General features: G+C 63.9%; 31 protein-coding genes. 16 read left to right on the top strand and 15 right to left on the bottom strand.

The window, feature by feature from the left end:
- Window positions 1-2: 2 nt before the first annotated feature.
- Complete coding sequence (locus QFZ88_RS23880) at window positions 3-737, top strand: metallophosphoesterase family protein (RefSeq protein WP_024923760.1); 735 nt, start codon at window positions 3-5, stop codon at window positions 735-737.
- Between the two features lie 7 nt (window positions 738-744).
- Here QFZ88_RS23880 and QFZ88_RS23875 read toward each other — a convergent pair whose 3' ends face one another.
- Window positions 745-1,035: a putative quinol monooxygenase gene (locus QFZ88_RS23875; protein WP_024923761.1), complete on the bottom strand. Its 291-nt coding sequence runs from the start codon at window positions 1,033-1,035 to the stop codon at window positions 745-747.
- A gap of 137 nt (window positions 1,036-1,172) precedes the next feature.
- A complete protein-coding gene (locus QFZ88_RS23870) occupies window positions 1,173-2,018 on the bottom strand; it encodes a VOC family protein (protein WP_373426396.1) in 846 nt (281 codons plus the stop codon).
- Window positions 2,019-2,234: 216 nt separating this feature from the next.
- Here QFZ88_RS23870 and QFZ88_RS23865 point away from each other — a divergent pair, with 216 nt between their 5' ends.
- Window positions 2,235-2,783 carry an RBBP9/YdeN family alpha/beta hydrolase gene (locus tag QFZ88_RS23865; RefSeq protein WP_024923763.1) on the top strand — a complete coding sequence of 183 codons (549 nt, stop codon included), beginning with the start codon at window positions 2,235-2,237 and terminating at the stop codon, window positions 2,781-2,783.
- Window positions 2,784-2,812: 29 nt separating this feature from the next.
- Here the strand turns inward: QFZ88_RS23865 and QFZ88_RS23860 are convergent, their stop codons facing one another.
- Together QFZ88_RS23860 and QFZ88_RS23855 are read right to left on the bottom strand one after the other, a co-directional pair.
- Window positions 2,813-3,583: an HpcH/HpaI aldolase family protein gene (locus tag QFZ88_RS23860; RefSeq protein WP_024923764.1), complete on the bottom strand. Its 771-nt coding sequence runs from the start codon at window positions 3,581-3,583 to the stop codon at window positions 2,813-2,815.
- 122 nt (window positions 3,584-3,705) lie between these two features.
- Window positions 3,706-4,026, bottom strand: coding sequence for a DUF1476 domain-containing protein (locus tag QFZ88_RS23855; RefSeq protein WP_024923765.1), 321 nt, complete (start codon window positions 4,024-4,026; stop codon window positions 3,706-3,708).
- A gap of 271 nt (window positions 4,027-4,297) precedes the next feature.
- On the opposite strand from QFZ88_RS23855, the gene purC reads away from it, so the two are divergent.
- From purC to QFZ88_RS23830, 5 genes are all read left to right on the top strand, one after another.
- Window positions 4,298-5,092, top strand: a complete 795-nt coding sequence (gene purC, locus QFZ88_RS23850) for a phosphoribosylaminoimidazolesuccinocarboxamide synthase (protein ID WP_024923766.1) — start codon at window positions 4,298-4,300, stop codon at window positions 5,090-5,092.
- Between the two features lie 66 nt (window positions 5,093-5,158).
- Window positions 5,159-5,401, top strand: coding sequence for a phosphoribosylformylglycinamidine synthase subunit PurS (gene purS, locus QFZ88_RS23845; RefSeq protein WP_024923767.1), 243 nt, complete (start codon window positions 5,159-5,161; stop codon window positions 5,399-5,401).
- A 1-nt stretch (window position 5,402) separates the two neighbouring features.
- Window positions 5,403-6,071, top strand: coding sequence for a phosphoribosylformylglycinamidine synthase subunit PurQ (purQ, locus tag QFZ88_RS23840; RefSeq protein ID WP_024923768.1), 669 nt, complete (start codon window positions 5,403-5,405; stop codon window positions 6,069-6,071).
- Between the two features lie 61 nt (window positions 6,072-6,132).
- On the top strand, window positions 6,133-6,552 hold the full coding sequence (locus QFZ88_RS23835) for a hypothetical protein (RefSeq protein ID WP_244431203.1): 420 nt from the start codon (window positions 6,133-6,135) through the stop codon (window positions 6,550-6,552).
- 18 nt (window positions 6,553-6,570) lie between these two features.
- Entirely contained in the window at window positions 6,571-7,218 is a 648-nt protein-coding gene (locus tag QFZ88_RS23830) for a Pr6Pr family membrane protein (protein ID WP_024923770.1), read from the top strand.
- 101 nt (window positions 7,219-7,319) lie between these two features.
- Here the strand turns inward: QFZ88_RS23830 and QFZ88_RS23825 are convergent, their stop codons facing one another.
- Entirely contained in the window at window positions 7,320-7,577 is a 258-nt protein-coding gene (locus QFZ88_RS23825) for a DUF1127 domain-containing protein (RefSeq protein WP_024923771.1), read from the bottom strand.
- 87 nt (window positions 7,578-7,664) lie between these two features.
- On the opposite strand from QFZ88_RS23825, the gene QFZ88_RS23820 reads away from it, so the two are divergent.
- Window positions 7,665-9,083, top strand: a complete 1,419-nt coding sequence (locus QFZ88_RS23820; RefSeq protein WP_024923772.1) for a PLP-dependent aminotransferase family protein — start codon at window positions 7,665-7,667, stop codon at window positions 9,081-9,083.
- Between the two features lie 20 nt (window positions 9,084-9,103).
- On the opposite strand, the gene QFZ88_RS23815 is transcribed toward QFZ88_RS23820, so the two are convergent.
- Window positions 9,104-9,559, bottom strand: coding sequence for a nuclear transport factor 2 family protein (locus QFZ88_RS23815; RefSeq protein ID WP_024923773.1), 456 nt, complete (start codon window positions 9,557-9,559; stop codon window positions 9,104-9,106).
- Window positions 9,560-9,628: 69 nt separating this feature from the next.
- Between QFZ88_RS23815 and QFZ88_RS23810 the strand changes: the two genes are divergently transcribed.
- From QFZ88_RS23810 to QFZ88_RS23800, 3 genes are all read left to right on the top strand, one after another.
- Window positions 9,629-10,135, top strand: a complete 507-nt coding sequence (locus QFZ88_RS23810) for a winged helix-turn-helix transcriptional regulator (RefSeq protein WP_024923774.1) — start codon at window positions 9,629-9,631, stop codon at window positions 10,133-10,135.
- Window positions 10,136-10,350: 215 nt separating this feature from the next.
- Entirely contained in the window at window positions 10,351-12,576 is a 2,226-nt protein-coding gene (gene purL, locus QFZ88_RS23805; protein ID WP_024923775.1) for a phosphoribosylformylglycinamidine synthase subunit PurL, read from the top strand.
- A gap of 384 nt (window positions 12,577-12,960) precedes the next feature.
- Window positions 12,961-13,194, top strand: coding sequence for a BolA/IbaG family iron-sulfur metabolism protein (locus QFZ88_RS23800; RefSeq protein ID WP_024923777.1), 234 nt, complete (start codon window positions 12,961-12,963; stop codon window positions 13,192-13,194).
- Window positions 13,195-13,418: 224 nt separating this feature from the next.
- On the opposite strand, the gene QFZ88_RS23795 is transcribed toward QFZ88_RS23800, so the two are convergent.
- A complete protein-coding gene (locus QFZ88_RS23795; protein WP_024923778.1) occupies window positions 13,419-14,456 on the bottom strand; it encodes a phosphodiester glycosidase family protein in 1,038 nt (345 codons plus the stop codon).
- Between the two features lie 160 nt (window positions 14,457-14,616).
- Here QFZ88_RS23795 and grxD point away from each other — a divergent pair, with 160 nt between their 5' ends.
- Window positions 14,617-14,952, top strand: a complete 336-nt coding sequence (gene grxD / locus QFZ88_RS23790; RefSeq protein WP_024923779.1) for a Grx4 family monothiol glutaredoxin — start codon at window positions 14,617-14,619, stop codon at window positions 14,950-14,952.
- Window positions 14,953-15,185: 233 nt separating this feature from the next.
- Entirely contained in the window at window positions 15,186-16,454 is a 1,269-nt protein-coding gene (locus tag QFZ88_RS23785) for a multidrug effflux MFS transporter (protein WP_024923780.1), read from the top strand.
- 35 nt (window positions 16,455-16,489) lie between these two features.
- On the opposite strand, the gene QFZ88_RS23780 is transcribed toward QFZ88_RS23785, so the two are convergent.
- The 4 genes from QFZ88_RS23780 to QFZ88_RS23765 form a co-directional block, all read right to left on the bottom strand.
- A complete protein-coding gene (locus QFZ88_RS23780; RefSeq protein ID WP_024923781.1) occupies window positions 16,490-17,311 on the bottom strand; it encodes an inositol monophosphatase family protein in 822 nt (273 codons plus the stop codon).
- Entirely contained in the window at window positions 17,301-18,167 is an 867-nt protein-coding gene (gene ttcA / locus QFZ88_RS23775) for a tRNA 2-thiocytidine(32) synthetase TtcA (protein WP_024923782.1), read from the bottom strand. The genes QFZ88_RS23780 and ttcA overlap by 11 nt, the downstream gene beginning before the upstream one ends.
- A gap of 121 nt (window positions 18,168-18,288) precedes the next feature.
- Window positions 18,289-18,906: a 30S ribosomal protein S4 gene (rpsD, locus tag QFZ88_RS23770; RefSeq protein ID WP_024923783.1), complete on the bottom strand. Its 618-nt coding sequence runs from the start codon at window positions 18,904-18,906 to the stop codon at window positions 18,289-18,291.
- 315 nt (window positions 18,907-19,221) lie between these two features.
- A complete protein-coding gene (locus tag QFZ88_RS23765; protein WP_024923784.1) occupies window positions 19,222-19,629 on the bottom strand; it encodes a winged helix-turn-helix transcriptional regulator in 408 nt (135 codons plus the stop codon).
- Between the two features lie 147 nt (window positions 19,630-19,776).
- On the opposite strand from QFZ88_RS23765, the gene QFZ88_RS23760 reads away from it, so the two are divergent.
- Complete coding sequence (locus QFZ88_RS23760; protein ID WP_024923785.1) at window positions 19,777-20,415, top strand: NAD(P)-dependent oxidoreductase; 639 nt, start codon at window positions 19,777-19,779, stop codon at window positions 20,413-20,415.
- A 94-nt stretch (window positions 20,416-20,509) separates the two neighbouring features.
- Here QFZ88_RS23760 and murI read toward each other — a convergent pair whose 3' ends face one another.
- The 3 genes from murI to QFZ88_RS23745 all read right to left on the bottom strand — a co-directional run bounded on the left by murI (window position 20,510) and on the right by QFZ88_RS23745 (window position 23,179).
- On the bottom strand, window positions 20,510-21,313 hold the full coding sequence (gene murI, locus QFZ88_RS23755; RefSeq protein ID WP_024923786.1) for a glutamate racemase: 804 nt from the start codon (window positions 21,311-21,313) through the stop codon (window positions 20,510-20,512).
- Window positions 21,314-21,321: 8 nt separating this feature from the next.
- The gene (locus tag QFZ88_RS23750) at window positions 21,322-22,188 is read right to left on the bottom strand and encodes an RNA methyltransferase (protein WP_024923787.1); all 867 of its coding nucleotides are present in this window, start codon (window positions 22,186-22,188) and stop codon (window positions 21,322-21,324) included.
- 85 nt (window positions 22,189-22,273) lie between these two features.
- Window positions 22,274-23,179, bottom strand: a complete 906-nt coding sequence (locus tag QFZ88_RS23745) for a GNAT family N-acetyltransferase (protein WP_204367407.1) — start codon at window positions 23,177-23,179, stop codon at window positions 22,274-22,276.
- A gap of 163 nt (window positions 23,180-23,342) precedes the next feature.
- Here QFZ88_RS23745 and QFZ88_RS23740 point away from each other — a divergent pair, with 163 nt between their 5' ends.
- Together QFZ88_RS23740 and QFZ88_RS23735 are read left to right on the top strand one after the other, a co-directional pair.
- On the top strand, window positions 23,343-23,678 hold the full coding sequence (locus QFZ88_RS23740; RefSeq protein WP_024923789.1) for a TfoX/Sxy family protein: 336 nt from the start codon (window positions 23,343-23,345) through the stop codon (window positions 23,676-23,678).
- 142 nt (window positions 23,679-23,820) lie between these two features.
- Window positions 23,821-25,032, top strand: coding sequence for an NADP-dependent isocitrate dehydrogenase (locus QFZ88_RS23735; RefSeq protein ID WP_024923790.1), 1,212 nt, complete (start codon window positions 23,821-23,823; stop codon window positions 25,030-25,032).
- Window positions 25,033-25,132: 100 nt separating this feature from the next.
- Here QFZ88_RS23735 and QFZ88_RS23730 read toward each other — a convergent pair whose 3' ends face one another.
- A complete protein-coding gene (locus QFZ88_RS23730; RefSeq protein ID WP_024923791.1) occupies window positions 25,133-25,975 on the bottom strand; it encodes an AraC family transcriptional regulator in 843 nt (280 codons plus the stop codon).
- Window positions 25,976-26,064: the final 89 nt, after the last annotated feature.

Here is a 26,064-nt window from a genome sequence, read left to right as displayed (position 1 = left end):
CCATGCGGCTGGCGGTCATCTCCGACATCCACGGCAACCTGCCGGCGCTGGAGGCGGTGCATGCCGAGATCAAGACGGCCTCGCCGGACCTGATCGTCAATCTGGGCGACTGCTTGTCCGGTCCGCTATGGCCGGAAGAGACGGCGCAATATCTGATCGCCGAGAATTGGCCGACGGTGCGCGGCAACCATGATCGCGCGCTGGCCGAGATGCCGCCAGGCGAGATGGATACGATTGACGCCTTCGCATACCGGCACCTCACCAAGGCTTCGCGCGATTGGCTCGCATCGCTGCCTGCGACAACGAGCCTGACGTCGGAGATTTTCCTCTGCCACGGCAGCCCGGCGGACGACGAGGTTTTCCTGCTGGAGGAAGACGGCGGCAACCACTTCTTCCCCTCCAGCGAGGGCCAGATCCGACGCAAACTCGGCGATGTGCCGGCCGAGCTCGTGCTGTGCGGCCATACGCACACACCGCGCATCGTGCATGTCTCGGACCGCCTGACCGTCCTCAATCCGGGCAGCGTCGGCGTGCAGGCCTTTCCCGGCCTGACCGTGACCGGCAGCCCGCATGCCCGCTATGCAATCGCCACGCGCCTCAACGGCAAATGGTCGTTCACCCTGCGCGCGATCGATTATGATTGGAGCTCGGCCGCCCGACGCGCCGAAGCCAGCGGCTTTGCCAATTGGAGCCATGGGCTGTCGACCGGCTTTGCTGCTAACGCCATCGGCACTTAAGCGTCGCTCAGGGCACGAACCGGTCCATCAAAACGACGGTGCCCTCCCTGGTCTGGTGCTGATTGATCAGCGGCACCAGCCGGCGGAAATGCTCGGTGCGGCAGTGGACGTCCAGTGCGGCGCGGTCTGGCCACTCCTCGATGAAAACGAAATGCCCCGGGTCCTTCTGATCGACAAAAAGATCGTAGGAGATGCAAAGCGGTTCCTGCCGCGTCTTCTCGACGAGTTCGGCATAAAGCGGCTGCACGATTTCGAGTGCCTCAGGCTTGATGAAATCGCGGGCGATAACCTTCAACATGGATGAGCCTTAGTTCCTTGATGCCAACAGCCGAATCCGCCTGACGCGGATTCGGCTGTGAATGTCTAGCATCGGTCGAGGCTCGGGGGTGTCAGGATCCTTCCTGAACGATCCATCAGGGCGGCAAAGTCAGTTTGTTATCCAGGCTGGCCGGGCACGGCGCGGATGACGGTTCCCCACGGATCTTCATAGGCGGACGGCGTCTTGGCCTCAGCCGAGCGCATCTCGACCCAGGCGAGACCCGAACGGCTGGCATCGCGCTTACCGGCGCCGGCGCTCTGCCAGGTGTTGGCGCCGATATGGTGATGATACCCGCCCGACGACAGGAACACCGCCTGCGTGCCGTATTTCTTGACGGTGTCGAAGCCGAATTCCTTGTTCCACCAGGCCTCGGCCTGGTTCGGATCGCCGACCCGCAGATGGACATGGCCGACAACGGTGTTGTCCGGCGCGCCCTTCCAGCCGGCATCGCCGGCCGGCACCGAGCCGACAACGCCTGGAATATCCATGCGCAGTGTCGCCATCTCGACGCTCGGGCCGTCCCATTTCCAGCTTTCGTGCGGGCGGTCGGCATAGATCTCGATGCCGTTGCCTTCCGGGTCTGTCAGATAGGCCGCCTCCGAGACCAGATGGTCGGACGCGCCCTCAACCTGGATCTTGTTTTCGATGGCGTGGTTGATCCAGCGGCCGAGATCAGCACGGCTTGGCAGAAGAAAGGCGGTGTGGAACAGGCCGGCACTGCGCGGATCGTCCGGCTTGGCAGCCGCATCGCGTTCCAAGACCAGCAACGGCCGGTTGGCCGCGCCCAACGTGATCGTCTCGCCGTCGCGGGCCAGCTCTTCCAGGCCGACAACAGCACGATAATAGGCGGCCAGCGCATCGGCGTCGCGGGTCTTCAACCCGACACGGGCAACACTGATCGGCGTGGTAGCGGCAAAAGGCAGATCGCTCATCATCTTCTCCGGGCGGGCTGCGCTGGTCATGGCCCCCAAGGCCATCACCCCTACGCCACCCATCATTGTACGCCGTGTCAGTCGCAAAATCCCTATCTCCGAAAGCATGCGGCGGTGATTGCATCGCCTACCAAATGGAACAATCCCATTGTTCACACAAGGCGGCAAAAATCGAACAAGGTGTTCACAATTCGAATATTCGAGTGGCATGTTGCGCCAGCAAAGGCGGAACGCTACATCCGAGCCATGAAAGTAAAGGACACCGATATCCTCATCGTGCCGGGTTACACCAATTCGGGGCCCGATCATTGGCAGAGCCGCTGGGAGGCGAAACTGTCGACCGCGCGCCGTGTCGAGCAAGCGGAGTGGTCGAAGCCGGTACGCGAGGACTGGACGGCCCGCGTTGCCGAAGCCGTCAACGAGGCGACCAAGCCGGTGGTGCTGGTGGCGCATTCGCTGGGCGTGGCAACCGCCATCCAGGCGCTTCCCTTGTGCGACAAGCCGATCGCCGGCGGCTTCTTCGTCGCCCCGCCGGATGTCGCCAATCCGAAAATCAGGCCAAAGCACCTGATGACCTTCGGCCCCTATCCGCGCGACCCGCTGCCCTTCCCCTCAATGGTCATCGCCAGCCGCAACGACCCGTTCTGCGACTTCGACGTGGCCGAAGACCTTGCCGGCGCTTGGGGATCGCTGTTCATCGATGCCGGCGACACGGGCCACCTCAACTCCGAATCCGGCCACGGCCCCTGGCCGGAAGGCTCGATGACCTTCGCGCATTTCCTGTCGCGGTTGTGATAGACGTGTTGGATTAGTCTGACTGAAGCCTAACCGATCGATTCCTTCACGCTCGCCAGCAGCGTCTTGGTGCCGAGCCCGATCAGCGCCTGTTCTGAGCCCATGGCCAGCAGCCGGTAGCCCATCTTGACAACGCGGCCTGAAATGGCCGGATCGATGACATAGATCGCGGCGTGCTTGCCCGCCTTGCGGGTGCGTTCGGCGATCGAGGCGATGGTCTCCATCATGTCTTCCAGCGTCGAATCGACCTTGGCGCCGTTGCTCCAGGCGATGGAGAAATCGGACGGGCCGACGAAGATGCCATCGATGCCGGGTGTTTCCAGGATGCCGTCGAGCGCGGCCAGCGCGGCGCGCGTCTCGACCATGGCGAAGGCCAGCGTGCGCTGGTTGCTCTCCTTCAGCCAGTCGGCCTGCGTGCCCTTGCCGTGGCGCGGCAAGGCGTAGGTCGGGCCCCAGGAGCGTTCGCCGAGCGGCGGATATTTCATCGCCGCGGCAAAAGCCCTGGCGTCGGCCACCGAATTCACCATTGGCGCGATCACCGCCTCGGCGCCAAAATCAAGCGCGCGGCTGGCCATGTCGAAGCGGCCGACCGGAATGCGAACCAGCGCCGGTTTGTTGACCGCCTGGATCGGTACGATCGAGCGCAGCACGCTGTCCTCATTGTGGCCGCCATGCTGCATGTCCAGCGTCACAGCGTCGAAACCCTGCCGGGCAACGATCTCCACCGTCAGCGCGTCCGGCACGCCCGACCATGCCGTGCACAGCGTTTCATCGGCTTCGAGACGTGCTTTCAGGGACATTGGCTCATTCCTCTCACAATGAATCCAGTTTCAGCCGGAAATGACGGAAAAGGCAAAGAAAAACCGCCCGGTAATACCGGGCGGTTCGTTGGTCCAGCCATGTCGGCGCGACCGGCCGTCGATCAGGTGTTGTTGATCTGGGCGATGGCCTCGGCCATCAGCTCGTCCATGGTGCGGCGAATCTGATGGTCGGACTGCTCGACGCCGGCGGCGTCGAAATCCTTGCGGATCTTGCGGAAGACATCGTGATCGCCGGCTTCCTCGATGTCTGAAACCACCACTTCCTTGGCATAGGCCTCGGCGTCGGCGCCGCTTTTGCCCAGCTTCCCGGCGGCCCAAATGCCGAGCGCCCGGTTGCGCCGCGCATTGGCCTTGAAGCGCAGTTCCTCGTCATGCGCGAACTTGCGCTCGAAACCTTCTTCGCGATCCTTCATGCTGCTCATGCGGCAATTCCTCCGGGTGGAAACCGAGTCATCTGGCAATTGTGCCTGTCGCGATCCCTCAAACCAAATGGGCGGCCCGCGGTCAATATGCGAAATAGCATGCTGCAATGCGGCATTTCGGTGGTCAAACCGGTTGATTCAACGGATTTGCCGATTGAGCAAAGCCCGCGATTGCGGTAGAGACCGCGACTGAGACCACCGCGCCGCCAAGCGTTGCGAAAGAAAGGGACCGGTCGTTGCCGCTTGCCCTTCCAACCAGAGAAAAAATCCAATGAAGTCACGCCGCCGCATTTACGAAGGCAAGGCCAAGATCCTCTATGAAGGACCTGAGCCGGGAACACTGATCCAGTTCTTCAAGGACGACGCTACCGCGTTCAACAAGAAGAAACATGAAGTGGTCGACGGCAAGGGCGTGCTCAACAACCGCATTTCCGAGCACATCTTCAACCATCTGAACCGGATGGGCATCCCGACCCACTTCATTCGCCGCCTCAACATGCGCGAGCAGCTGATCAAGGAAGTCGAGATCATCCCGCTCGAAGTCGTGGTGCGCAATGTCGCCGCCGGCTCGCTGGCCAAGCGCCTGGGCATCGAGGAAGGCACCGTGCTGCCGCGCTCGATCATCGAATTCTACTACAAGGCCGACGCGCTCGACGATCCGATGGTTTCGGAAGAGCACATCACCGCCTTTGGCTGGGCAAGCCCGCAGGAAATCGATGACATCATGGCACTGGCCATCCGCGTCAACGACTTCCTCTCCGGCCTGTTCCTCGGCGTCGGCATCCAGCTCGTCGATTTCAAGATCGAGTGCGGCCGTCTGTTCGAAGGCGACATGATGCGCATCGTCGTCGCCGACGAGATTTCGCCCGATTCGTGCCGGCTGTGGGACGTCGCCACCCAGGACAAGCTCGACAAGGACCGTTTCCGCCGCGACATGGGCGGGCTGGTCGAAGCTTACCAGGAAGTGGCGCGCCGCCTCGGCATCATGAACGAGAACGAGCCGCAGCGGACCGGCCCGGTGCTGGTCGCCTCGACCGAGCCGCCGAAAGGCTCGAAGCCGCATTAATAGTGTTATCGCGCGGGGTGCTTCGAAGCGAAGCTCGTAGACCCCGCGAATGGATGCAGGAACAGCATGATGAAAGCCCGCGTTACCGTAACCCTGAAGAATGGCGTGCTCGACCCCCAGGGCAAGGCGATCGAACATGCGCTCGGCGGCCTCGGCTTCGGTGGCGTAGGTTCCGTTCGCCAGGGCAAGGTGTTCGACATCGAGATCGACGGCACCGACAAAACCAAGGCTCAAGCAGAGCTCAAGGCCATGTGTGACAAGCTCCTGGCCAACACGGTGATCGAAAACTACGCGGTGGAGATCGCCTGACGTGAAAACCGCCGTCGTCCTCCTGCCCGGCCTCAATCGCGATCGCGACATGATCGCGGCGTTGACCAAGATTTCCGGCACCGCGCCCGCCACCGTCTGGCAGACCGATACGGAAATCCCCGATGTCGACCTGATCGCCATTCCCGGCGGCTTCTCCTTCGGCGACTATCTGCGCTGCGGGGCGATCGCGGCGCGTTCGCCAGTGATGCGGGCGGTGGCCGAGAAGGCCGCCAAGGGCGTCATGGTGGTGGGCGTGTGCAACGGCTTCCAGATCCTGGTCGAAGCGGGCCTCCTGCCCGGTGCCTTGATGCGTAACGCCTCGCTGAAATTCGTCTGCCGCGAAGTGAAGCTCCAGGTCGCCAACGCCAACACCGCCTTTACCCGGGGCTACCAGCCGAACCAGATCATCCGCTGCCCGGTCGCACATCACGACGGCAACTATTTCGCCGACGCAGAGACGCTTGCGCGCATCGAGGGCGAAGGCCGGGTCGTGTTCCGCTATGCCGACGGCACCAATCCGAACGGCTCGATCAACGACATCGCCGGCATCATTTCGACCAAGGGCAATGTGCTTGGCCTGATGCCGCATCCCGAAAACCTGATCGAGGCGGCGCATGGCGGCAATGATGGCCGCGCTTTGTTCGAAGGCGCGCTCGGCATCGCCGCCTGAGCAGGCCATCTTCTCTTTCGACGACAATCAAACTTCATCTCGACTGGGGGAAGCCGAAACGATGAACGCAGCAAAGATGGCCGCCCGTTTCGGCTTCGTCGCCCTGGCAGGCCTGGTTCTGGTGGCTTGCCAGTCGAAGTCCTACAATTCCGCCCCCAGCGGCGGCAGCAAGAGCGCTTCGCTGCGCGCCATGGAACAGGTGGCGATCGCCGCGCACAAATGCTGGATCGCCTCGAAGGACCCGGCCTTCAAGTCCTACCAGATGGCCAATGAGCTCAACAATTTCGGCGGAACGCCACGGTTCCTGCTGGTGCCGGGCAAACATTATGGCGGCAAGCCGCTGCTGGTCGTGCAGGCGCGCGGCAATTCCAACCGCGTCGAGGTGTTCGGCCCGCTGATGGCCGAGCCGCTCGGCGGCCGCATCGGTTCCGACATCGCCCGCTGGCAGACCGGCAACGGCGACTGCGGCGCCAAGGCCTGATCGACCCGGCCGGCGTCGATGGCACGGTTTCTGCAAATCGTCGGACTGGCAGCGGGGCTCATCGGCCTCGTCCTGCAATTCCTCATCACCATTCCCGCCGCGATGGCGGCGGGGCGCGGCTTTGTCGGCGCAATCGTCTTCTATTTCAGCTTCTTCACCATCCTGACCAACATCGCAGTGGTGCTGGTGCATGTCTCGCTGCTGACGCCCACCGGCTACGCCTGGGCGCCGGGCTTCGCCTCGCCTCGGCTGCGCGCCGGCGTGGCGGTCGCCATCTGCGTCGTCACCATCGTCTATGCGGTCGTGCTGGCGCCACTGTGGCAGCCGCACGGCCTGTTCCTGCTTTGCAACGTGCTTCTGCACTATGTGGCGCCGGCGCTGTTCGTGCTGTGGTGGCTGACCGCGGGCGCCGAAGGCACCTCGCGCTGGGAGGATATTCCGGTCTGGCTGATCTACCCGGTCCTGTACGTTGTCTATGCGCTGACGCGCGCGCATTTCACCGGCGAGGCGCCCTATCCGTTCCTCGATGTGCGTATGACCGGCATTTTTGGCGTTGTCTTGGGCACGCTCGGCGTCGCTGCTCTGTTTGTCGCGCTTGGGGTCGCCGCCGCCTTCCTCGACCGAACCATCGGCCGCCGCCGAGCTCCGGCCCCGCGGCGACGGTAAAATTAGGCACTTGCCATATCCGGCGAGGCTGCAGGCGGGCCACTATGCCCTGCCACGCTATCCGGCGCTTCTCCCCGCTCATGCTCACTCCCCCAAGACTGTCAGTCGAAAAAGGGGCGCAGTCCTTCGCGATGGGCGTCGGCGCGGGAGATGCCGATATCCTTGAGCTGGTCGTCGGTCATCTCGAGCAGCTGAAGGCGGCTGCGACGGCGCTCCAGCGCATCCGCAAGTCGATTGCTCGCGGTGACAATCACCACAACAATGCGGCGCACGAAGCCCGACAGGCCGGAAGGCTGCTTGCCAAAGCCCGCCGAAGCCGACCGGTTCCGATGAATTGTCTCGATTGCACTTGCCATCATAGCACCATTGTAACAATTGCCGCGACAATCGCGGTGCAATCCATATGTATTGACTCTGATATTGATACAATATAGAAAATTGTCACCATGACAACTTGGCTCCCCGACCTTTCGACCGGCACCGGCCCGCTTTACCAGCGCCTGGCCGACCGCATCGAAGCGGACATCGATCGCGGTGTGCTCGGCGCCGGCGTCAAGCTGCCGCCGCAGCGCGACCTCGCCTATGACATCGGCGCGACCGTCGGCACCGTCGGCCGCGCCTACCAATTGCTGCGCGAGCGAGGACTGGTCAGCGGCGAGGTCGGCCGCGGCACCTATGTGCTGAAGCGCCATTCCGACGGCGCGCCGGCGGATGCGATAACGCTCTCGTCCTACGCCGAGAGCACGAAGCTGACCGAACCGCCGTCCGGCAAGCTGCGTTTCGACACCACTGCCGCGCCAGACACCGGCCAGGGCGTCGCCATCGCCGATCTGTTGACGAAGACGGCGCAGGAACACCCCTACGAAATCGCCAGCTATACGCGCGACTTCCCCCAGCGCTGGTACGAAGCCGGCAGCCTTTGGCTCGCCCGCAATAACTTTCGCCCCGCGCCCGACACCATCGTGCCGACGCTGGGCACCCACCCGGCGGTGATGGCCGCCATTGCCGCGCTCACCGTGCCGGGCGACAGCATCGCCTTCGAACATCTCACCTATTCGCAGATTTCACGCAGCGCCGGGCTGGTCGGCCGGCGTGTTGTGTTGGTCGATTCCGATTCCGGCGGCCTCGACCCGCAGGATTTCGAACGGGTCTGCGCGCAGAAGCATCCAAAGATGCTGTTTCTGATGCCGACGGTGCAAAACCCGACGCTGGTGACGATCGACACCGACCGCCGGCGCGAGATCGCCCGCATCGCGCGCGAATACAATGTGCTCCTGATCGAGGACGATCTTTACGGCGGCCTCACCAACGATCCGACCCCGCTTCTGGCCGAACTGGCGCCGGAACGCACCATCGTTGCCGGCGGCCTGTCGAAATCGGTGGCAGCGGGCGTGCGCGGCGGCTGGCTGTCGTGCCCGCCGGCCTACCGGCACCGCATCCAGGTGGCGCACAAGATGTTGACCGGCGGCATGCCCTTCCTGCTTGCCGAGGTCGGCGCGCAACTGGTGCTGTCGGGCCAGGCGCACGACATCCGCAACAAGAGCATCGGCGAGATCAACGCCCGCATCGCCATCGTGCGCGAGAAGCTCGCCGGCTTCACCTTCAAGGCACACGACAACGTGCCCTTCGTCTGGCTCACCCTGCCCGATCCCTGGCTCTCCGGCACGTTCAAGAAGGCCTCGTTCGAAAACGACCTGCTGCTCGACGACGAGGACGAGTTCAAGGCCGGCCGCTCCGAACAGGTGCTTCACGGCGCACGCTTCGGCATTTCGGCTCCGGGCCAGCGCGCCGAAGTCGCGCGCGGCGTGGAAATCATCCGCAGGCTTCTGGAAGAAGGCCGCGTCGGCTACGATTCCTTCGGCTGAAACGCCGGCAGGCGCGCGCTTCAGCCCGTGATCGGCGGCGCGTGCGCCTCACTGTTGCCCGCGGCAGCCAGGCGATCCAGCGTCGCCACCAGCCCGGCCGTGTCCGGGCAAATGTGAAGCGAGGTCATCCTGCCCCAGGCCAGGCGCACGGCGTGAATGCCGCGATTGTGGGTGCGCACTCCGTCGGTGCCGCTGTTGGTTTCCAACCAATCGACAATGGCGAGCGTATTCCAGGGCGGTCCGCTGACGGCGATCCCGTCCAGGTCGAAATGCAAATCCGGCAGCAGGCGATAAAGGCGCTCATACCATAGCCTCGTTGCGGACAAGGAGGTGCGGACCCCGGAAAGCGCATGCCCCTCGCCCAGGAAGCGATGTTCGAAACGCGGCGCGAAAGCCGCAAGCACCGGGCCGGCATCGCCCTTGTTGACGCTCTCGAACAGGGAGCGAATGCGGGCACGAACGATCGCATGATACATGGCACGCCTCCATTCAATGATTGAACCTATCGCCTTGAGTTCAATCAAGCAACTGACTAGGATCGCGGCATGAAAAAGGTAAGCTTCGCCGACATGCGCTGTTCGCTCGCCCGCTCGCTGGAGGTGTTCGGTGACTGGTGGTCGCCGCTCATCGTCCGCGACGTCTTCCTTGGCGTGTCGCGTTTCGACGATATCGCAGTGGATTTGGGCATTTCGCGCAATCTGCTGACGCGCCGGCTTCGACACCTGGCCGAGGGCGGCATCCTGCAACGCGTGGCGTATCAGAGCCGGCCGGCGCGGTTCGAATACCGCCTCACGAAGGCCGGCGAGGAACTGGTCCCGATCATCGTCGCCCTGACGAGCTGGGGAGACCGCTGGGTGCAACCCAGGGAGGGGCAGCCCATGCGCTTCGTGCACAAGACATGCGGCAACCCGCTGGAACCCGAAATCACCTGCGCCACATGCGGCGGCAAGGTCGAGGCCGGCGACGTGCTGGCCCTTCCCGGCCCCGGCGGGGCCGCCCGGCCCGGCACGATGGTGCTTGCGAAACGCCTCGCGCCGGCGCCAAACGCCTAGTGTATCAGCCCGAAAATCAGGTCCGATTTTCGGTAAGCACAATGCGCGGATTCAAGGTTCTAAAGCGTCCTTTGCGGGTCCGAACGGACGCGTGGCGCTCTAGACTGCGCAAACTGCCTGTGGCATGCGGCTTTTTTTCTGAAATCGGCAGTGTCGCGGCGCCGGCTGTTCGGCTATAGGGGCCCCAACACGCTTTCGGAGCTGCCCGCCGCACCATGACCATCTCCAACACCGTGAAAATCACACCCGAGCTGATCGCATCGCACGGGCTGAAGCCCGACGAATACCAGCGTATCCTGGATCTGGTCGGGCGTGAGCCGACCTTCACCGAACTTGGCATCTTCTCGGCGATGTGGAACGAGCACTGCTCGTACAAATCCTCCAAGAAATGGCTGCGCACGCTGCCCACCAAGGGCCCGCGCGTCATCCAGGGTCCGGGCGAGAACGCCGGCGTGGTCGACATCGGCGACGGCGACGTCGTCGTCTTCAAGATGGAGAGCCACAACCACCCCTCCTTCATCGAGCCCTATCAGGGCGCTGCGACCGGGGTCGGCGGCATCCTGCGCGACGTCTTCACCATGGGCGCCAGGCCGATCGCGGCCATGAACGCGCTGCGTTTCGGTTCGCCCGATCATCCGAAAACCCGCCATCTGGTGGCCGGCGTGGTCAGCGGCGTCGGCGGCTACGGCAATTCCTTCGGCGTGCCGACGGTTGGCGGCGAGGTCAATTTCGACGCGCGCTACAATGGCAACATCCTGGTCAACGCCTTCGCCGCCGGCCTCGCCAAGGCCGATGGCATCTTCCTGTCGCAGGCCAAGGGTGTCGGCCTGCCCGTCGTCTATCTCGGCGCCAAGACCGGCCGCGACGGCGTCGGCGGCGCCACAATGGCGTCGGCTGAGTTCGACGACAAGATCGACGAGAAGCGCCCGACCGTGCAGGTGGGCGACCCCTTCACCGAAAAGTGCCTGCTCGAAGCCTGCCTCGAACTGATGGCGTCGGGCGCTGTCATCGCCATCCAGGACATGGGCGCCGCCGGCCTCACCTGTTCGGCCGTCGAGATGGGCGCCAAGGGCGACCTCGGCATCGAGCTCGACCTCGACAAGGTGCCGGTGCGCGAAGAGCGCATGTCAGCCTATGAGATGATGTTGTCGGAGAGCCAGGAGCGCATGCTGATGGTGCTGCGCCCCGAAAAGGAAGAAGAAGCCGAGGCGATCTTCGTCAAATGGGGGCTCGACTTCGCCATCGTCGGCAAGACCACCGACGATCTACGCTTCCGCATCCTGCATCAGGGCGAGGAAGTCGCCAACCTGCCGATCAAGGAACTCGGCGACCAGGCACCCGAATATGACCGCCCCTGGGTGGAGCCGGCCAAGCGCGCACCGCTGGCGGCGAACGACATTCCGCAGGCGGATGTGGCCGCAGCACTTGTGAAGATGCTCGGCGGGCCCGACCTGTCGTCGCGCCGCTGGGTGTGGGAACAATACGACACGCTGATCCAGGGCAATTCGCTGCAGATTCCGGGCGGCGACGCCGGTGTCGTGCGCGTCGACGGCCATGCCAGCAAGGCGCTCGCCTTCTCCTCCGACGTGACGCCGCGCTATTGCGAGGCCGACCCTTACGAAGGCGGCAAGCAGGCGGTGGCCGAATGCTGGCGCAATCTCACCGCGACCGGCTCGCTGCCGTTGGCTGCCACCGACAACCTCAATTTCGGCAATCCCGAGCGGCCCGAGATCATGGGCCAGTTCGCCAAGGCGGTGACCGGCATCGGCGATGCCTGCCGCGCGCTCGACTTCCCGATCGTGTCGGGCAACGTCTCGCTCTACAACGAAACCAACGGCCAGGGCATCCTGCCGACGCCGACCATTGGCGGCGTCGGCCTGATCGACGACTGGTCGAAGATGGCCAGGCTCGGCTTTGCCAGCGAAGGCGAAGTCATCCTGCTCGTCGGCGGTCCCGCCGGCTGGGGCAGCCACCTCGCCCAGTCGATCTATATGCGCGACATCCATGGCCGCAGCGACGGTCCGCCGCCGCCGGTCGATCTCGCTCACGAGAAAAAGGTCGGCGATTTCGTGCGCAAGCTGATCCACAGCGGCGCCACCACCGCCGTACACGACCTCTCCGACGGCGGCCTCGCCGTGGCGCTGGCCGAAATGGCGATGGCATCCGGCATCGGCGCAACCGTGCCGGGCTTGAGCGGCGCCGACCCGATCCCGGTGTTCTTCGGCGAGGATCAGAGCCGCTATCTGGTGACGGTGAAGTTCGGCGGTCAGTCGCAGGAATTGCAGGCGCTGTGGAACGAAGCCAAGGCGCTCGGCATCTTCGCGCCGTGGATCGGCACCACCGGCGGCAGCGAATTGAAACTCGGGTCGGCACGCGCCATATCAATCAAGGACTTGAAAACGGCGCACGAATCCTGGTTTCCTGCCTTCATGGAAGCCTGAGATGCGCGAGTGAAAGTCAAACATAGCGGCTGTCGCAGTGGCAAATCGAAATGGTTGAGTTTTTCTTCGGCCTGATCCTCAGATTGCTTCTCTTCGTGTTATGGGCAATCCAGCAACGTATCGGGGAAGCGGTAGTTTGGTGGCTTTTCGAAAAAATGGCCCGTCTGTCGCGATCGCTTTCGATCTACCTTTTCCCAACTGTCGGCTTGGGCAGATTTCGACCCGCACAGAATGGACAGCGGTTTTCCGACAAACGGTATTCCACCGTGCAACTGCGTAAATCTCGCATGCCGGTTCGTTTTCGAAACTAAGACCCGATGAATTGACCGAGGCTGGCGAATCCTGATTTCCTCGCCTCATCGGGAACTGAAGAAGGAACGTCCCATGGCGATGGACGCACACGACATCGAACGGCTGATCAAGGAAGGCATTCCGGACGCCCGGGTGACCATTCGCGATCTCGCCGGCGACGGCGACCACTATGCAGCCGAGGTCGTGGCGGAAAGCTTCCGCGGCAAGAGCCGGGTGCAGCAGCACCAGATGGTCTATGACGCGCTGAAGGGCAATATGGGCGGCGTTTTGCACGCGCTGGCCCTGCAGACCAGCATACCGGACTGATTTTACTAAGAAAATCCGGACGTGCCCGCGCTTCGGCCAGGCCGGCGCTCCTGCCTGCTGCTGACGCGCGATGTGGACAGAACGCCCGCGGCCGACAAAAGTGAAATGAAAAAGCGCTTTTGATTCAGACGGTTGTCGGTGACACCCCCGAAAATCGCGTCGGATTTGTCTACAAGCCGCTGTTTGCGCGCAAAATGGGTCTGTTTCGCGCGAAACGAGGTCGTCTAGCGCCCATTCTCCTTCATTCGCACCGCCAGGATCGGCCCCGCCGGGAACGAGGCGCCGACGATCGTGTCGGTGCCGTTGGAAAGCGTCGAGATGGCGCCGTCGAAGAACAGCGCGTTCCTGCAGCCGAGTGCGTCGCGGAACAGCCGGGCGAAGCTGCCGAGGCTGACCTCGCCGCGCGAGATGACCAGCACGATCGTATCGGGATCACGGACGCCGACCCCGTTGCGGATGTAGCGGGAGGAGCCATTCGGCTCGAAGCGCGGATGCAGGGCGCCGTCGATGACCAGCATCGGGCCGGATTGCGTGGCATAGGCCACCGAGGGTTTTGTCGCGGCATAGGCGCCGGTTTCCAACACGCCCGCCTTGCCGTCGGTGTCGACATAAAAGACGCCATTGGGTTTCAGGAAAAAATTTCCGTCGGCGTCGTCGCGGTTGAGCGGCGCTTCCTCGCGGCCCGCCGCCACGAACAGGCCGACCGGCGTCAAATCCTTGTGGTACATGCCGGCATTCATGGCGAGCAGCGCCGGCGTGCCGGCGGCGCGCATGGCCTGCGTGAATTTTCGCACCGAGGCGTAAGGCACACCGCCGGCGTCCGCCCGCTGCAACGTCACCGCGTAGCGGCGAAGATCGATCTCGCATACGACATAGGCGACCGTCTCGAAGGTCTGGTCGCGACAGGGCTCCGGCAATGCGGCCGGCGCGATGGGCGCCGCTTCGCTTGGCGTCGCCGGCGCCGGTGGGAGCGCGGCGGGCGCCTCCCCGTTCGGCGCCTGATTGTCCGGCGCGGTCGGCGCTTGGCCACCCGGCGGCAACGGAGGTGCCGGCGGCACCTGCGGCGGCGTGGATGGCACCTGCGATGGCGATGGCGACGCCGGTGCGGGAGCCGGCGACAGGCCGGGTTGAGGCGCGGTAGCGGGTTGGGCTGTAGGTGAAATCTCCAAGCCAGACGGGCGCGGCAGCGAGACAAACCATGCGGCAGCCAGGGCACCGGCCAAAAGCGCCGCCAGCCCGCCGAACAGGACCCGGCGCATCATCGGCTCTTCACGCCGGCCGGCGGATTGGCCCAGCCACGGCCCGTCGCTTGCGCCATTCCTAAGTGCAAATCGGCAAACATCTTGTCTCGCACGGCTGTCGGGTTTATCTGATGCTCATGTTTCAAGCCCGACTCCCACGGGCGCAGAAGGATTTTTGCCCATGAGCGGAATCAACGACTACATCGACAGCGAAGTGAAGAGCAACGACGTCGTCCTGTTCATGAAGGGTACACCGGGCTTCCCGCAGTGCGGTTTCTCGGGCCAGGTCGTGCAGATCCTCGACTATGTCGGCGTCGACTACAAGGGCGTCAACGTGTTGGACTCCAACGAGCTGCGCCAGGGCATCAAGGACTATTCCAACTGGCCGACGATCCCGCAGCTCTATGTGAAGGGCGAATTCGTGGGCGGTTGCGACATCATTCGCGAGATGTTCCAGGCCGGCGAATTGCAGGCCTTCTTCGACGAGAAAGGCATCAAGGTCAAAGGCGCCGCCTGACCTGACGCCCGCCGGACGATCGAGCCCGGCCCACAACTGAACAACCGTCCGTTCGAGGACGCGAGACCCGATGCGCCGGCCACCCGGCGCATCGTGCTTTCCGAAAATCGGGTTCGGTTTTCGGAAAGCACGATGCGCGGATTCATAATGTTAGAGCGTCCTTTGCGCGTCCGAACGGACGCGCAAAGGACGCTCTAACGGCGCATCGGCGTTTTGGCATTGGGGACGCCCTCATGGATACGCAAGTTCAACAGCCGGCCAAAGAGATGGCCTTCCCGATCCCGCGCTGGGAATTCATCGCGCTGTGCGCGGCGCTGATGGCGCTCAACGCGCTGGCCATCGACATCATGCTGCCGGGCCTGCAGGAGATCGGCGCCAGCCTCGGCGTCGCCAGCGAGAACCACCGCCAATATGTGATCTCCGCCTATTTCGGCGGCCTCGCCTTCGCGCTCCTGGCCTATGGGCCGCTGTCGGACCGTTTCGGCCGCCGCACGCCGTTGCTGGTGGGACTGACCATCTACATCTGCGCCGCCGCCGGCGCGGTCTTCGCACCGACTTTCGAGACCTTGCTGGCGCTGCGCTTCATCCAGGGCATCGGTGCCGCTTCGACCCGTGTCATCGCGGTTTCGATGGTGCGCGACCGTTTCGGCGGCCGCGCCATGGCCGAGGTGATGTCGCTGATCTTCATGGTGTTCATGGTGATCCCGGTGGTGGCGCCGTCGATCGGACAAGTGGTGATGATCTTCGCCAACTGGCACATGATCTTCATGGTGATGGCGCTGATCGCCGCGGCGATCGCGCTGTGGGCCGTCATCCGCCTGCCGGAAACGCAGCATCCCGAAGACCGCCGCGACGTCGATCTCGGCTCGATCTTCCAGGGCTTCAGGATCGTGCTGTCGAACCGGCTGTCGCTCGGCTACACGCTGGCATCCACCGCGGTGTTCGCTGCGCTGTTCGGCTTCATCAACTCGGCGCCGCAGGTCTATATCGGCATCTACCACCTCGGCTACTGGTTTCCGGTGCTGTTCGCGGCCATCGCCGGCATGATGGCGGTGTCGTCGTTCCTGAATTCGCGGCTGGTGATGCGCTTTGGCATGCGCCGCCTGTCGCATGGTGCGCTGATCGGCTTCACCATCGTCTCGACGATCTGGTTCGTGATATCGCTGTTCGGGCCGGTGCCGTTGCCGCTGTTCGTGCTTCTGTTCGCGGCGGCCATGTTCCAGTTCGGCTGGATCGGCTCGAACTTCAACGCCATCGCCATGGAGCCGCTCGGCCACATCGCCGGCACTGCCGCGTCGATCCAGGGTTTCATCCAGACATTGGGTGGCGGCCTGATCGGCGCCGCCGTTGGCCAGGCCTTCGACGGCACGGTCACACCGCTGGCCGCGGGCTTCTGCGGCGTCGGGCTGATGGCGCTGGTCCTGGTGCTGATCGCCGAGCGTGGCAAGCTGTTCACCGCGCCAAGCGCGCACCAGACGGTCAGCGCCGAGGCTGCTCACTGATTGCAAGGCCGGCAGCCAAGCGCTGCCGGTCCTTGTCAGGCCCAGAGTTCGCGCCTGATCTCGGCCCAGCTTGCCTTGTCGGGCGCCACAATCAGCCCACCGGAGAGATGCGACGGCAGGTAGGCGCTGCCGTCGAAGCGCGCCGCGTAGCCGCCTGCCTCCTGGTGGATGAGCACGCCGGCCAGGTGATCCCACGGCATCATCACGTTCTGGACGATGAAATGCGCGTGGCCGGCGGCAAGCACGCGATATTCATGCGCCGAGCAGCGGTAGCCGATGTAGGACAGGCACTTGGCCTGGTTCCTGGCGAGCAGCGAACGCTCGGGTTCGTCGAAGGCCTGCCAGCCGAGCGCACCGGTCATCAGCGAGAACGGCACCGGTTCGGCCACGGCGACACGTTCCGGCCCCTGTGCGCCAACCATGTGGCTTCCCGCTCCGCGAACGCCGATCAGGGCATCCTTGCCGACAGGATCGTAGATGATGCCCGCCACGGTCTCGCCGTCCTGGACCACCGCCAGGATGACGCCGAACACCGGCACGCCGGAGGCGAAATTGTAGGTTCCGTCGACCGGGTCGATGACGAAGGCCAGCTTGCTGCCGCCGAGCTTCGCCAGCAGCGTCTTGTCGGCCTCGCAGGCCTCTTCGCCGACGATGAGGGCGTCCGGATAACGCGCGGCGATCGCCTGCGTGATGACACGCTCGGCGTTGATGTCCGCTTGGGTGACGAGGTCGGCGGCCGACTTCTTCTGCTGGATGTCGCCGGCACCAAGGCGCCGGAAGCGCGGCATGATCTCCTGTGCGGCCGCATCGGCCAGAACGCCGGTCAGCCATTCGATATCGCGGTCGTCAAAGTGCATCGTCATTCCCGATAGTGGTGGCCAGCGCGGCGAAATCGAACAGTTTGCGGTCGAGCAGATGCGACGGCCTTACATTGCCCATGGCGCGGATCATGGTGTCCTTGCGGCCGGGCTGCTTCTTCTCGATATCGTCCAGCATCGCCTTCATGGCGTTGCGCTGCAGGCCTTCCTGGCTGCCGCACAGGTCGCAGGGGATGATCGGGAAGGCCATGGCGGCGGCGAACTTCTCCAGATCGTCCTCGGCGCAATAGGCGAGCGGGCGCAGCACCATCATGTCGCCCTCGTCGTTGAGCAGCTTCGGCGGCATCGCCGCCAGCCGGCCGCCATGGAAGAGGTTCATGAAGAAGGTCTCGAGGATGTCCTCGCGGTGGTGGCCAAGCACCAGCGCCGAACAGCCCTCCTCCCGCGCGACGCGATAGAGATGGCCGCGCCGCAGCCTGGAGCACAGCGAGCAATAGGTGGCGCCCTGCGGCAGCTTGTCGGTGACGATCGAATAGGTGTCCTGATATTCGATGCGGTGCGCGATGCCGTTGGCGGTGAGATAGTCCGGCAGGATGTGCTTGGGGAAGTTCGGCTGACCCTGGTCGAGATTGCAGGCGATGAGCTCCACCGGCAGAAGGCCGCGCCATTTGAGGTCCAGCAGAAGCGCAAGCAGCCCGTAGGAATCCTTGCCGCCCGACAGCGCCACCAGCCAGCGTTCGCCGGGCTTGACCATGGAAAAATCGTCCATGGCCTGGCGGGCCAGCCGCAAGAGCCGCTTGCGCAGCTTGTTGAACTCGACCGAGGACGGCACGTCGCGAAACAGCGGATGGCAGCCGCCGTCGAGGTCGGGGATGGTTTCGGCTTGCACGTTCATGGCGTAACGTTCCGCAGGATGATGCCGCGCCTTATAGCGGCGCTCGCCCCACCAAACAAACGCTCCAGACAAAAAAGGCCGCCCGGAGGCGGCCTTTTCGCAATTCGTATTCGCCGCCTGATTAGCGCGAATAATATTCGACGACCAGGTTCGGCTCCATCTGGACAGCGTACGGAACGTCCGACAGGCCGGGGATGCGAGCGAAGGTGGCGACCATCTTGTTGTGATCGGCTTCGATGTAGTCCGGCACGTCACGCTCGGCGAGCGCGACCGATTCCAGGACGATGACGAGCTGCTTCGACTTCTCGCGCACCTCGATGACGTCGCCGACCTTGCAACGGTACGAACCGATGTTGGTGCGCTTGCCGTTGACGTTGATGTGGCCGTGGTTGACGAACTGACGGGCGGCGAAAATGGTCGGCACGAACTTGGCGCGGTAGACGACGGCGTCCAGGCGCGATTCCAGCAGGCCGATCAGGTTCTCGGAGGTGTCGCCCTTGCGGCGGTCGGCCTCTTCGTAGGTCTTGCGGAACTGCTTTTCCGAAACGTCGCCGTAGTGACCCTTCAGCTTCTGCTTGGCGCGCAGCTGCAGACCGAAGTCCGACAGCTTGCCCTTGCGGCGCTGGCCGTGCTGGCCGGGACCGTATTCGCGCTTGTTGACCGGGGACTTCGGACGGCCCCAGATGTTTTCGCCAAGGCGACGGTCGATCTTGTATTTTGCGGATTCGCGTTTGCTCATCGCATTCCCTTTCAAAACAAAATACCCGGACCTCATGGTCCGAGTGAAGGAAACGCGCCCTCCTCTGGCCCCCGTTTTCGGAGCCTGACAGGATCTTCCGCGCAAGCGACAAGAAGATCCACGGGACACGTCGGTGATGCAAGGACCTGAAACCGGATGATTCCGGGACCTTGCGGCATAAAACAAAGCACCGGACCTCACGGCCCGGCGTTGCGCGGGTTCGATAGACCGCTGTCATCGTTCTGTCAAGCGCGGGGATCGGGCCGCGTCCGGTGCGTTGGCTCAGGCCCGCGCCGACATATCGGCGCTCCGGCCTCAGGCGGCGGCGTCGAAGGCGGCGCGCGCGACACGCAGATTGTCGCGGTTGCCGGCGGCCCAGGCGCCGAGTGCCGCGATCGGCACGGCAAGCGACTGGCCGAGTTCGGTCAGCGCGTATTCCACCTCCGGCGGCGTGGTCGGGCGTACGGTGCGGCGCACGAGACCGTCGCGCTCCAGCGAGCGCAGCGTCACCGTCAGCATGCGCTGCGAGATGCCCTCGATCGACCGTTTCAGCGCGTTGAAGCGCATGGTCGCCGGCTGCAGGTTGAGGATGACCAGGATGCTCCAGGTGTCGCCGAAACGGTCCAGCGCCTCGCGGATCGGACAATTGCCGTCGGCGTCGATGGCGAAACCCGGCGTGGTGTGAAGCAGCGGCACGCCCGCTTCGTTGGTTCTGGCGTTCATGCGGTTCCTTTCGCGTAACCTGGGCACGAAATCATGCGTTCTTTTCGCGGCAGGCGGTCGTCGCTATGTAGTTACCCGTGATAACCTGATTACTGAAAATATCCATCTTTCCCGGCAAGGGGAAGGGGAAAGACAAGGAGACCATCCATGAAGATCGCCCTTATCGGCGCTTCCGGCTTCGTCGGCGGCGCGCTCACCAAGGAAGCCACCCAGCGCGGCCACAGCGTCACCGCCATCGTGCGCAACCCGGCCAAGGTGCAGGCTGGCGCCGGCGTCACCGCGGTCAAGGCCGACGTCACCGACGTCAAGCAGCTTGCCTCACTCATCGCCGGCCATGACGTCATCATTTCCGCCTTCAATGGCGGCTGGGGCGATCCCGACATCTACAACAAACACATGGCCGGCTCGCGCGCCATTGTGGCGGCCGCCAAGCAGGCGGGCGTGCGTCTGATCGTGGTGGGCGGCGCCGGCAGCCTGCACGCGCCGGACGGCAGCCAGCTCGTCGATTCGCCGCATTTCCCGGACGCCTACCGCGACGGCGCCCGCGGTGCCCGCGACGCGCTGGCCGAACTGCGCAAGGAGAGCGGCCTGGAATGGTCGCTCGTGTCGCCGGCCGCGCACATTGCTCCCGGCGAACGCACCGGCAAGTTCCGCCTGGGCGGCGACGAGCCGGTGCTCGACGCCAAGGGCGAAAGCCATGTCTCGGTGGAAGATCTCGCCTACGCCGTGCTGGACGAAGCCGAGACGCCGAAGCACACCGGCAAGCGTTTTACGCTCGGCTACTGAGCCGAACCATCGAACGCCGTAACGGCGTATACCGGACAGGGTCAGTCCTCGGACCTCTTGTCCGGTATGTTTTTTGGCCGGCCAGGGCGAAAAGTCAGGAAACCGTGGTCAGCCCGAAACCCTGCATCAGGCGCCGGATGGCGTGGTCGGGCTTGCCGGAGGTGAAGACGGCGATGTCGGGGCCGTTCGGTGCGAAGTCCCTGCGGCCGCCCGGCTGCGCCCCATCGAGCAACGACAAGGCGCGGCGCGCGATCGCCTCGGCCGGATCGATCCAGTCGACCGGCCACGGCGCGGTCTTGCGCATGCGGTTGGCCAAAAACGGATAGTGCGTGCAGGCAAGCACGACGATGTCGGTGAAACGGCCGTCCTGCTCGATGAAACAAGGCGCGATCTCGGCGCGCACGGCTTCCTCGTCGACGAAGCCGTCACGCATATAGACCTCGGCGAGGCCCGCCAGCGCCGTCGAGCCGACCAGGCGCACATGACATTTCTGCGCCCATTTCGCGATCAGGTCGCGCGTGTATTGCCGCTTGACCGTACCCGGCGTCGCCAGCACCGAAACCAGGCCGGAGCGCGTGCGCTCAGCCGCCGGCTTGATCGCCGGCACAGTGCCGACGAAAAGATGGCTTGGGAACGTCTCGCGCAGCGCGTCGATGACCAGCGTCGACGCCGTGTTGCAGGCGATGACCGAAATGGCCGGGCGATAACGCTCCAGCAATTGCCCGAACAAAGTGAGAAGATGCGCCAGCAGCGCCGGTTCTTCCCAATTGCCATAAGGAAAGGCGGCGTCGTCGGTGATATAGATGAAGCGGCGGTCGGGCATCAGGACGCGCGCCTCGCGCAGCACGGTGAGCCCACCGACGCCGGAATCGAACATCAGGATCGGCTGCTCAGCCATGGTATGCCTCAGTCGTTATCGAGACCCTTGCCGCCCTCGGGCGGCAGCGTGTCGGCGTCATCGTCCGCATGGGCAGCGCGATCGGCCTTGGCCTTGCGTTCTGGATAGCCGGCGCCGCGCGGCTCCTTCGGCGAGAAATAATCGAGCGACGCAACCACACCACGCAGCACCTTCAATTCCGGCTGGGCGAAGCCGGCGCGGGTCAGAACGGCGCGCAGATTGTCGACCATCTTGGGCTTCTTTGCGGCGGGCCTGAAATAGCCGCGCGCCTCCAGCGCCGCCTCCAGATGCGCGAATAGGCCGTGCAGCTGTTCCTTGGTGGCGGGCAACATTTCCGGGCCGGCGAAATTGGTGTCGGTCTCGCTCTCCAGGCCCGACTTCATCCATTCATAGGACATCAGAAGCACGGCCTGGGCGATGTTGAGCGAGGAAAAGGCCGGATCGACCGGGAAAGTGACGATCTCGTCGGCGAGGCCGACCTCTTCATTATAGAGGCCGAAACGCTCGCGCCCGAACAGAATGCCGGTCTTCAGGCCATCGCGCTGGCGCGACCGCAGCGCCCTGCCCGCCTCCACCGGCCCGCGCACCTCCTTGAAACCGTCGCGCTCGCGCGCCGTGGTGGCGAAGACGAAATTCAAGTCGGCTACGGCCGAAGGCAGGTCATCGTATAGCTTGACCCCGTCGATGACATGATCGGCCCGGCTTGCCGCCGCGCGCGCCTTCTCGCTCGGCCAGCCGTCGCGCGGGTTGACGAGCCGGAGTTCGCCCAAGCCGAAATTCGCCATGGCCCGCGCGACCATGCCGATGTTTTCGCCGAGCTGCGGTTCGACAAGGATGATGGCGGGGCCGCCCGCTTCGTGTGAAGAATTCGTCATTGCAACCAGAAAACGCTCATTTGCGACATTGTCGCGACCCCTGCCATATTCGGCCGGGAAAATGAAGGGTTGGCAAAGACAGGCGTCACCCCGCAACCTTGATCTGCGGCAGGTCCCGGGTGAAGGCGCGAAAGCCGACGCTGTAATACATGTCGCGGGCGGCCGCGTGGGCCGGCGCGCCGCGACAGGCGACCAGCATGTGTTTCGCGCCGGCGGTTTTTGCCAGATGCATGCCGTGCAGCTGCAACGCGGCACCCAGCCCTCGCCGCCGGAACTGCGGATGCGTGCCGACGGGCTCGAATTCGGCGGTTTGCGTCGCCTTATCCAGCCAGATGATCGCGGTCGCGGCCAGGGCGCCGTCCGGTGCGGCGACCAGCACATGCAGGTCGGCCCGATACGGCCAGGTGTGCCGGACCCGCTCGAACGCCGCCTCGTTGAAAGCCGAGGGATGCCATGCGTCGCGATGCACGTTGACCGCGTCCGCCGCGGGGACTTCCGCGGCGGTCAGGAAGCGGAACCCTTCGGGCAGCGCCGGGTTCGGCACGTCGGTCAGCTCGCGCATGTTGAACTGCACCCAGGAGCCGTCGTCTCCACCGGCCTCCGTGTCGAAGGCGTAGCCATGCGCGGTGACAATCGCCTGCGCCGCGACATCGGCGGACTGTATCGTCAGCAGCCGGTCGACATCGCCCGCCACCTCGTCGTACCAGTCCAGTATGTCGACCAGCAGTTCCGGCCGGTCCGGATGCGCCTGCCAGATCAGATTGGCGGTGTCGCTCTCGCGGAACGTGCCGTCGCCGCGTGGAACCTTGTAAGGCAGATGCGCCCAGCCCCAGCCAGCCAGCCGGCCGTCGACGAGCCACAACCGATGCCGCCAGAATGGGCCGAGCGCATCGAAATCCTTGGCCCAGACCCAGGCCAGTTCGCCGACGGTGGCGTCGCCGTTCAGCAACTCGGGCCGCAGCGCGGTCACCTCCTGGGCCAGGCTCTGCATCAGTCGAAGTTCGGTCTGGCCAAGTGGTTCCATACGCGCAGCTTGGCAGGGCTGCACTGCGCTGTCGAGCGCGTGCGGGCTGCGGGGCGCAGGTAGATTTGCGGCATTTGCGCGTCGCTGCCATATTTAGAAACGGAAAAGAAAGTTTGGCAAAGGATCGACCGTGACGGATGAACTTGTCGAACAAATCCGCGCCGTTATCGGCGACGATCCGAACGTTGCCGAAATCCGCATGTTCGGAGGTCTGTGCTTTACGCTCAACGGCAACATGCTGGCCGGTACGATGAAGGGTGGCGGCCTGCTTGTGCGCGTGGGCGAAGCCCAGGAAGCGGAAGCGCTGTCGCGGCCGGGCGCGGCGCGCATGAACTTCACCGGCCGCGAGATGAAAGGGTTCGTGATCGTGACAGCGGACGAACTCGACGACGCGGCGCTGAAAGGATGGCTGGCAATGGCCACCCGATTCGTCGGGCCGATGCCTCCAAAACAGAAGAAGAAATAGGCATTGGCGCCGCCGCGGGCCAACTTAGCCCGCAGCGACGTTCCAGCCGTTTGCGTGCCGGTTTCGGCTTTGCTATGAGAGCCGCATCTGACGGCCGAGCCCTGCGCGAGGCCCTTTCCCGACCAGCAGCGAGGCTTTCTTTATGGCGAAGATCAAGGTGGCTAACCCCGTCGTCGAACTCGACGGCGACGAGATGACCCGCATCATCTGGCAGTTCATCAAGGACAAGCTGATCCACCCCTATCTCGACATCGACCTCGAATATTACGACCTCGGCATCGAGCACCGCGACGCCACCAACGACCAGGTGACGATCGACGCGGCCAACGCCATCAACAAGTGGGGCGTGGGCGTGAAATGCGCCACCATCACGCCCGACGAGCAGCGCGTCGAGGAATTCAAGCTTAAGAAGATGTGGAAGTCGCCCAACGGCACGATCCGCAACATCCTCGGCGGCACCATTTTCCGCGAGCCGATCATCATGAAGAACGTGCCGCGCCTGGTGCCGGGCTGGACCAAGCCGATCATCGTCGGCCGTCACGCTTTCGGCGACCAGTACAAGGCGACAGATTTCAAGTTCCCGGGCAAGGGCAAGCTGTCGATCAAGTTCGTCGGCGACGACGGCCAGGTGATCGAGCACGACGTGTTCGACGCGCCGGGCGCCGGCGTGGCGATGGCCATGTATAATCTCGACGAGTCGATCCGCGAATTCGCCCGCGCCTCGCTGAACTACGGCCTGCTGCGCAATTATCCGGTCTACCTGTCGACCAAGAACACCATTCTCAAGGCCTATGACGGCCGCTTCAAGGACATCTTCCAGGAAGTGTACGAGAAGGAATTCGAGGCCGAGTTCAAGGCGCGCAAGCTGTGGTACGAACACCGCCTGATCGACGACATGGTGGCCTCTTCGCTGAAGTGGTCGGGCGGCTATGTCTGGGCGTGCAAGAACTATGACGGCGACGTGCAGTCGGACACGGTGGCGCAGGGTTTTGGCTCGCTCGGCCTGATGACCTCGGTGCTGATGACGCCGGACGGCAAGACGGTGGAAGCGGAAGCCGCGCACGGCACCGTGACGCGCCACTACCGCCAGCACCAGAAGGGCGAAGAAACCTCGACCAACTCGATCGCCTCGATCTTCGCCTGGACGCGTGGCCTCGCCCACCGCGCCAAGCTGGACGACAATGCCGCGCTGAAGAAGTTCGCCGAGACGCTGGAAAAGGTCTGCATCCAGACCGTCGAGTCGGGCTTCATGACCAAGGACCTGTCGCTGCTGATCGGCCCCGATCAGCCCTGGCTGTCGACCACCGGTTTCCTCGACAAGATCGACGAGAATTTGCAGAAGGCGATGGCGTAGGCAGCGCCGGCCAAAGGTCGTGAAAAGCCCCGGATTTTCCGGGGCTTTTTTGTTGGGCGATGCACGTCCCTTCTCCCCTTGCGGGAGAAGGAAAGGCACCTCACACCAGCGGCAGGTTGATGTCGGTCAGCAGTTCGGCCGGCGGCACGTCGCGCGGGTTGTTGACATATTCCTCGAACATCACCGTGTCGCGCAGCTTGCGGCCCGACATCGGCAACCATTCCGCGTAGAGCCACTGATAGGCCTTGTGCATTTCCGCGTAGGGCCCCTTGTGGCGCAGAACGGCGTATTCGCCGCCTTCGAGCGTGCGGCGTTCCAGCGGCGCCTGCGCCGGCGCATCCGCCTCCACGCAGGCGAAGGAACGCAGCTTGTCGACGGCGACGACATTGGGATCGTCGAGATAGACGCCGATCATGCGCATATCGGGCCTGCCCTGACCACGGGCATAAAGCGTGCCGAACAGCTGCTCGAACGCCTTGCCGATGTTCATGTAGGAGCCCTGATGGGAAACGCCGACCAGTTCGGTGGGCCGGAGCGTGCGGATGGAAATGTCGAACATATGGGAAGCCTTTCTCTGATTGGTTTCAAACAGCGTGTGGCTTCCCTCTTTCCGGTAGCGCGCCGGCGGCATGCCGTAGGCAGCCTTGAAGATGCGGTTGAACGACTGGACGTTGGGATAGCCAGATCGTTTCGCAATTTCGCTGACGCTGAGATCCGTCTCGACGATATCGCCGGCGGCACGGTGGAGCCTCAGACGCTTGACCGTCTGGGTCGCCGTTTCGCCGTAGATGGCGCGGTAGATCCTGTGCCAGTGATAGGACGACAGGCAGGCGATCTCGGCCAGGCGGTCCATATCCAGCTCCTCGTCGAGGTGTTCGTGGATGTGGTTCGAAACGCGCCTCAGACGCGCTTCGTAGACTGCCCATGCCGTTTCGCCATTCATGTCGCCCCCCTGCAAATCGATCGGCCGGAAACAACCATAGCCAGATTTGACAAATCCTGCTGACTTGCGGGTTGCCATAAGCGGCGTCA

Origin of the sequence: Mesorhizobium sp. YL-MeA3-2017 (assembly GCF_030814575.1) — a bacterium.
Taxonomy (GTDB): domain Bacteria; phylum Pseudomonadota; class Alphaproteobacteria; order Rhizobiales; family Rhizobiaceae; genus Mesorhizobium; species Mesorhizobium terrae.
The sequence above is the reverse complement of the archived record's forward strand: the minus strand, read 5'-3'. Positions and strand labels throughout refer to the sequence as shown.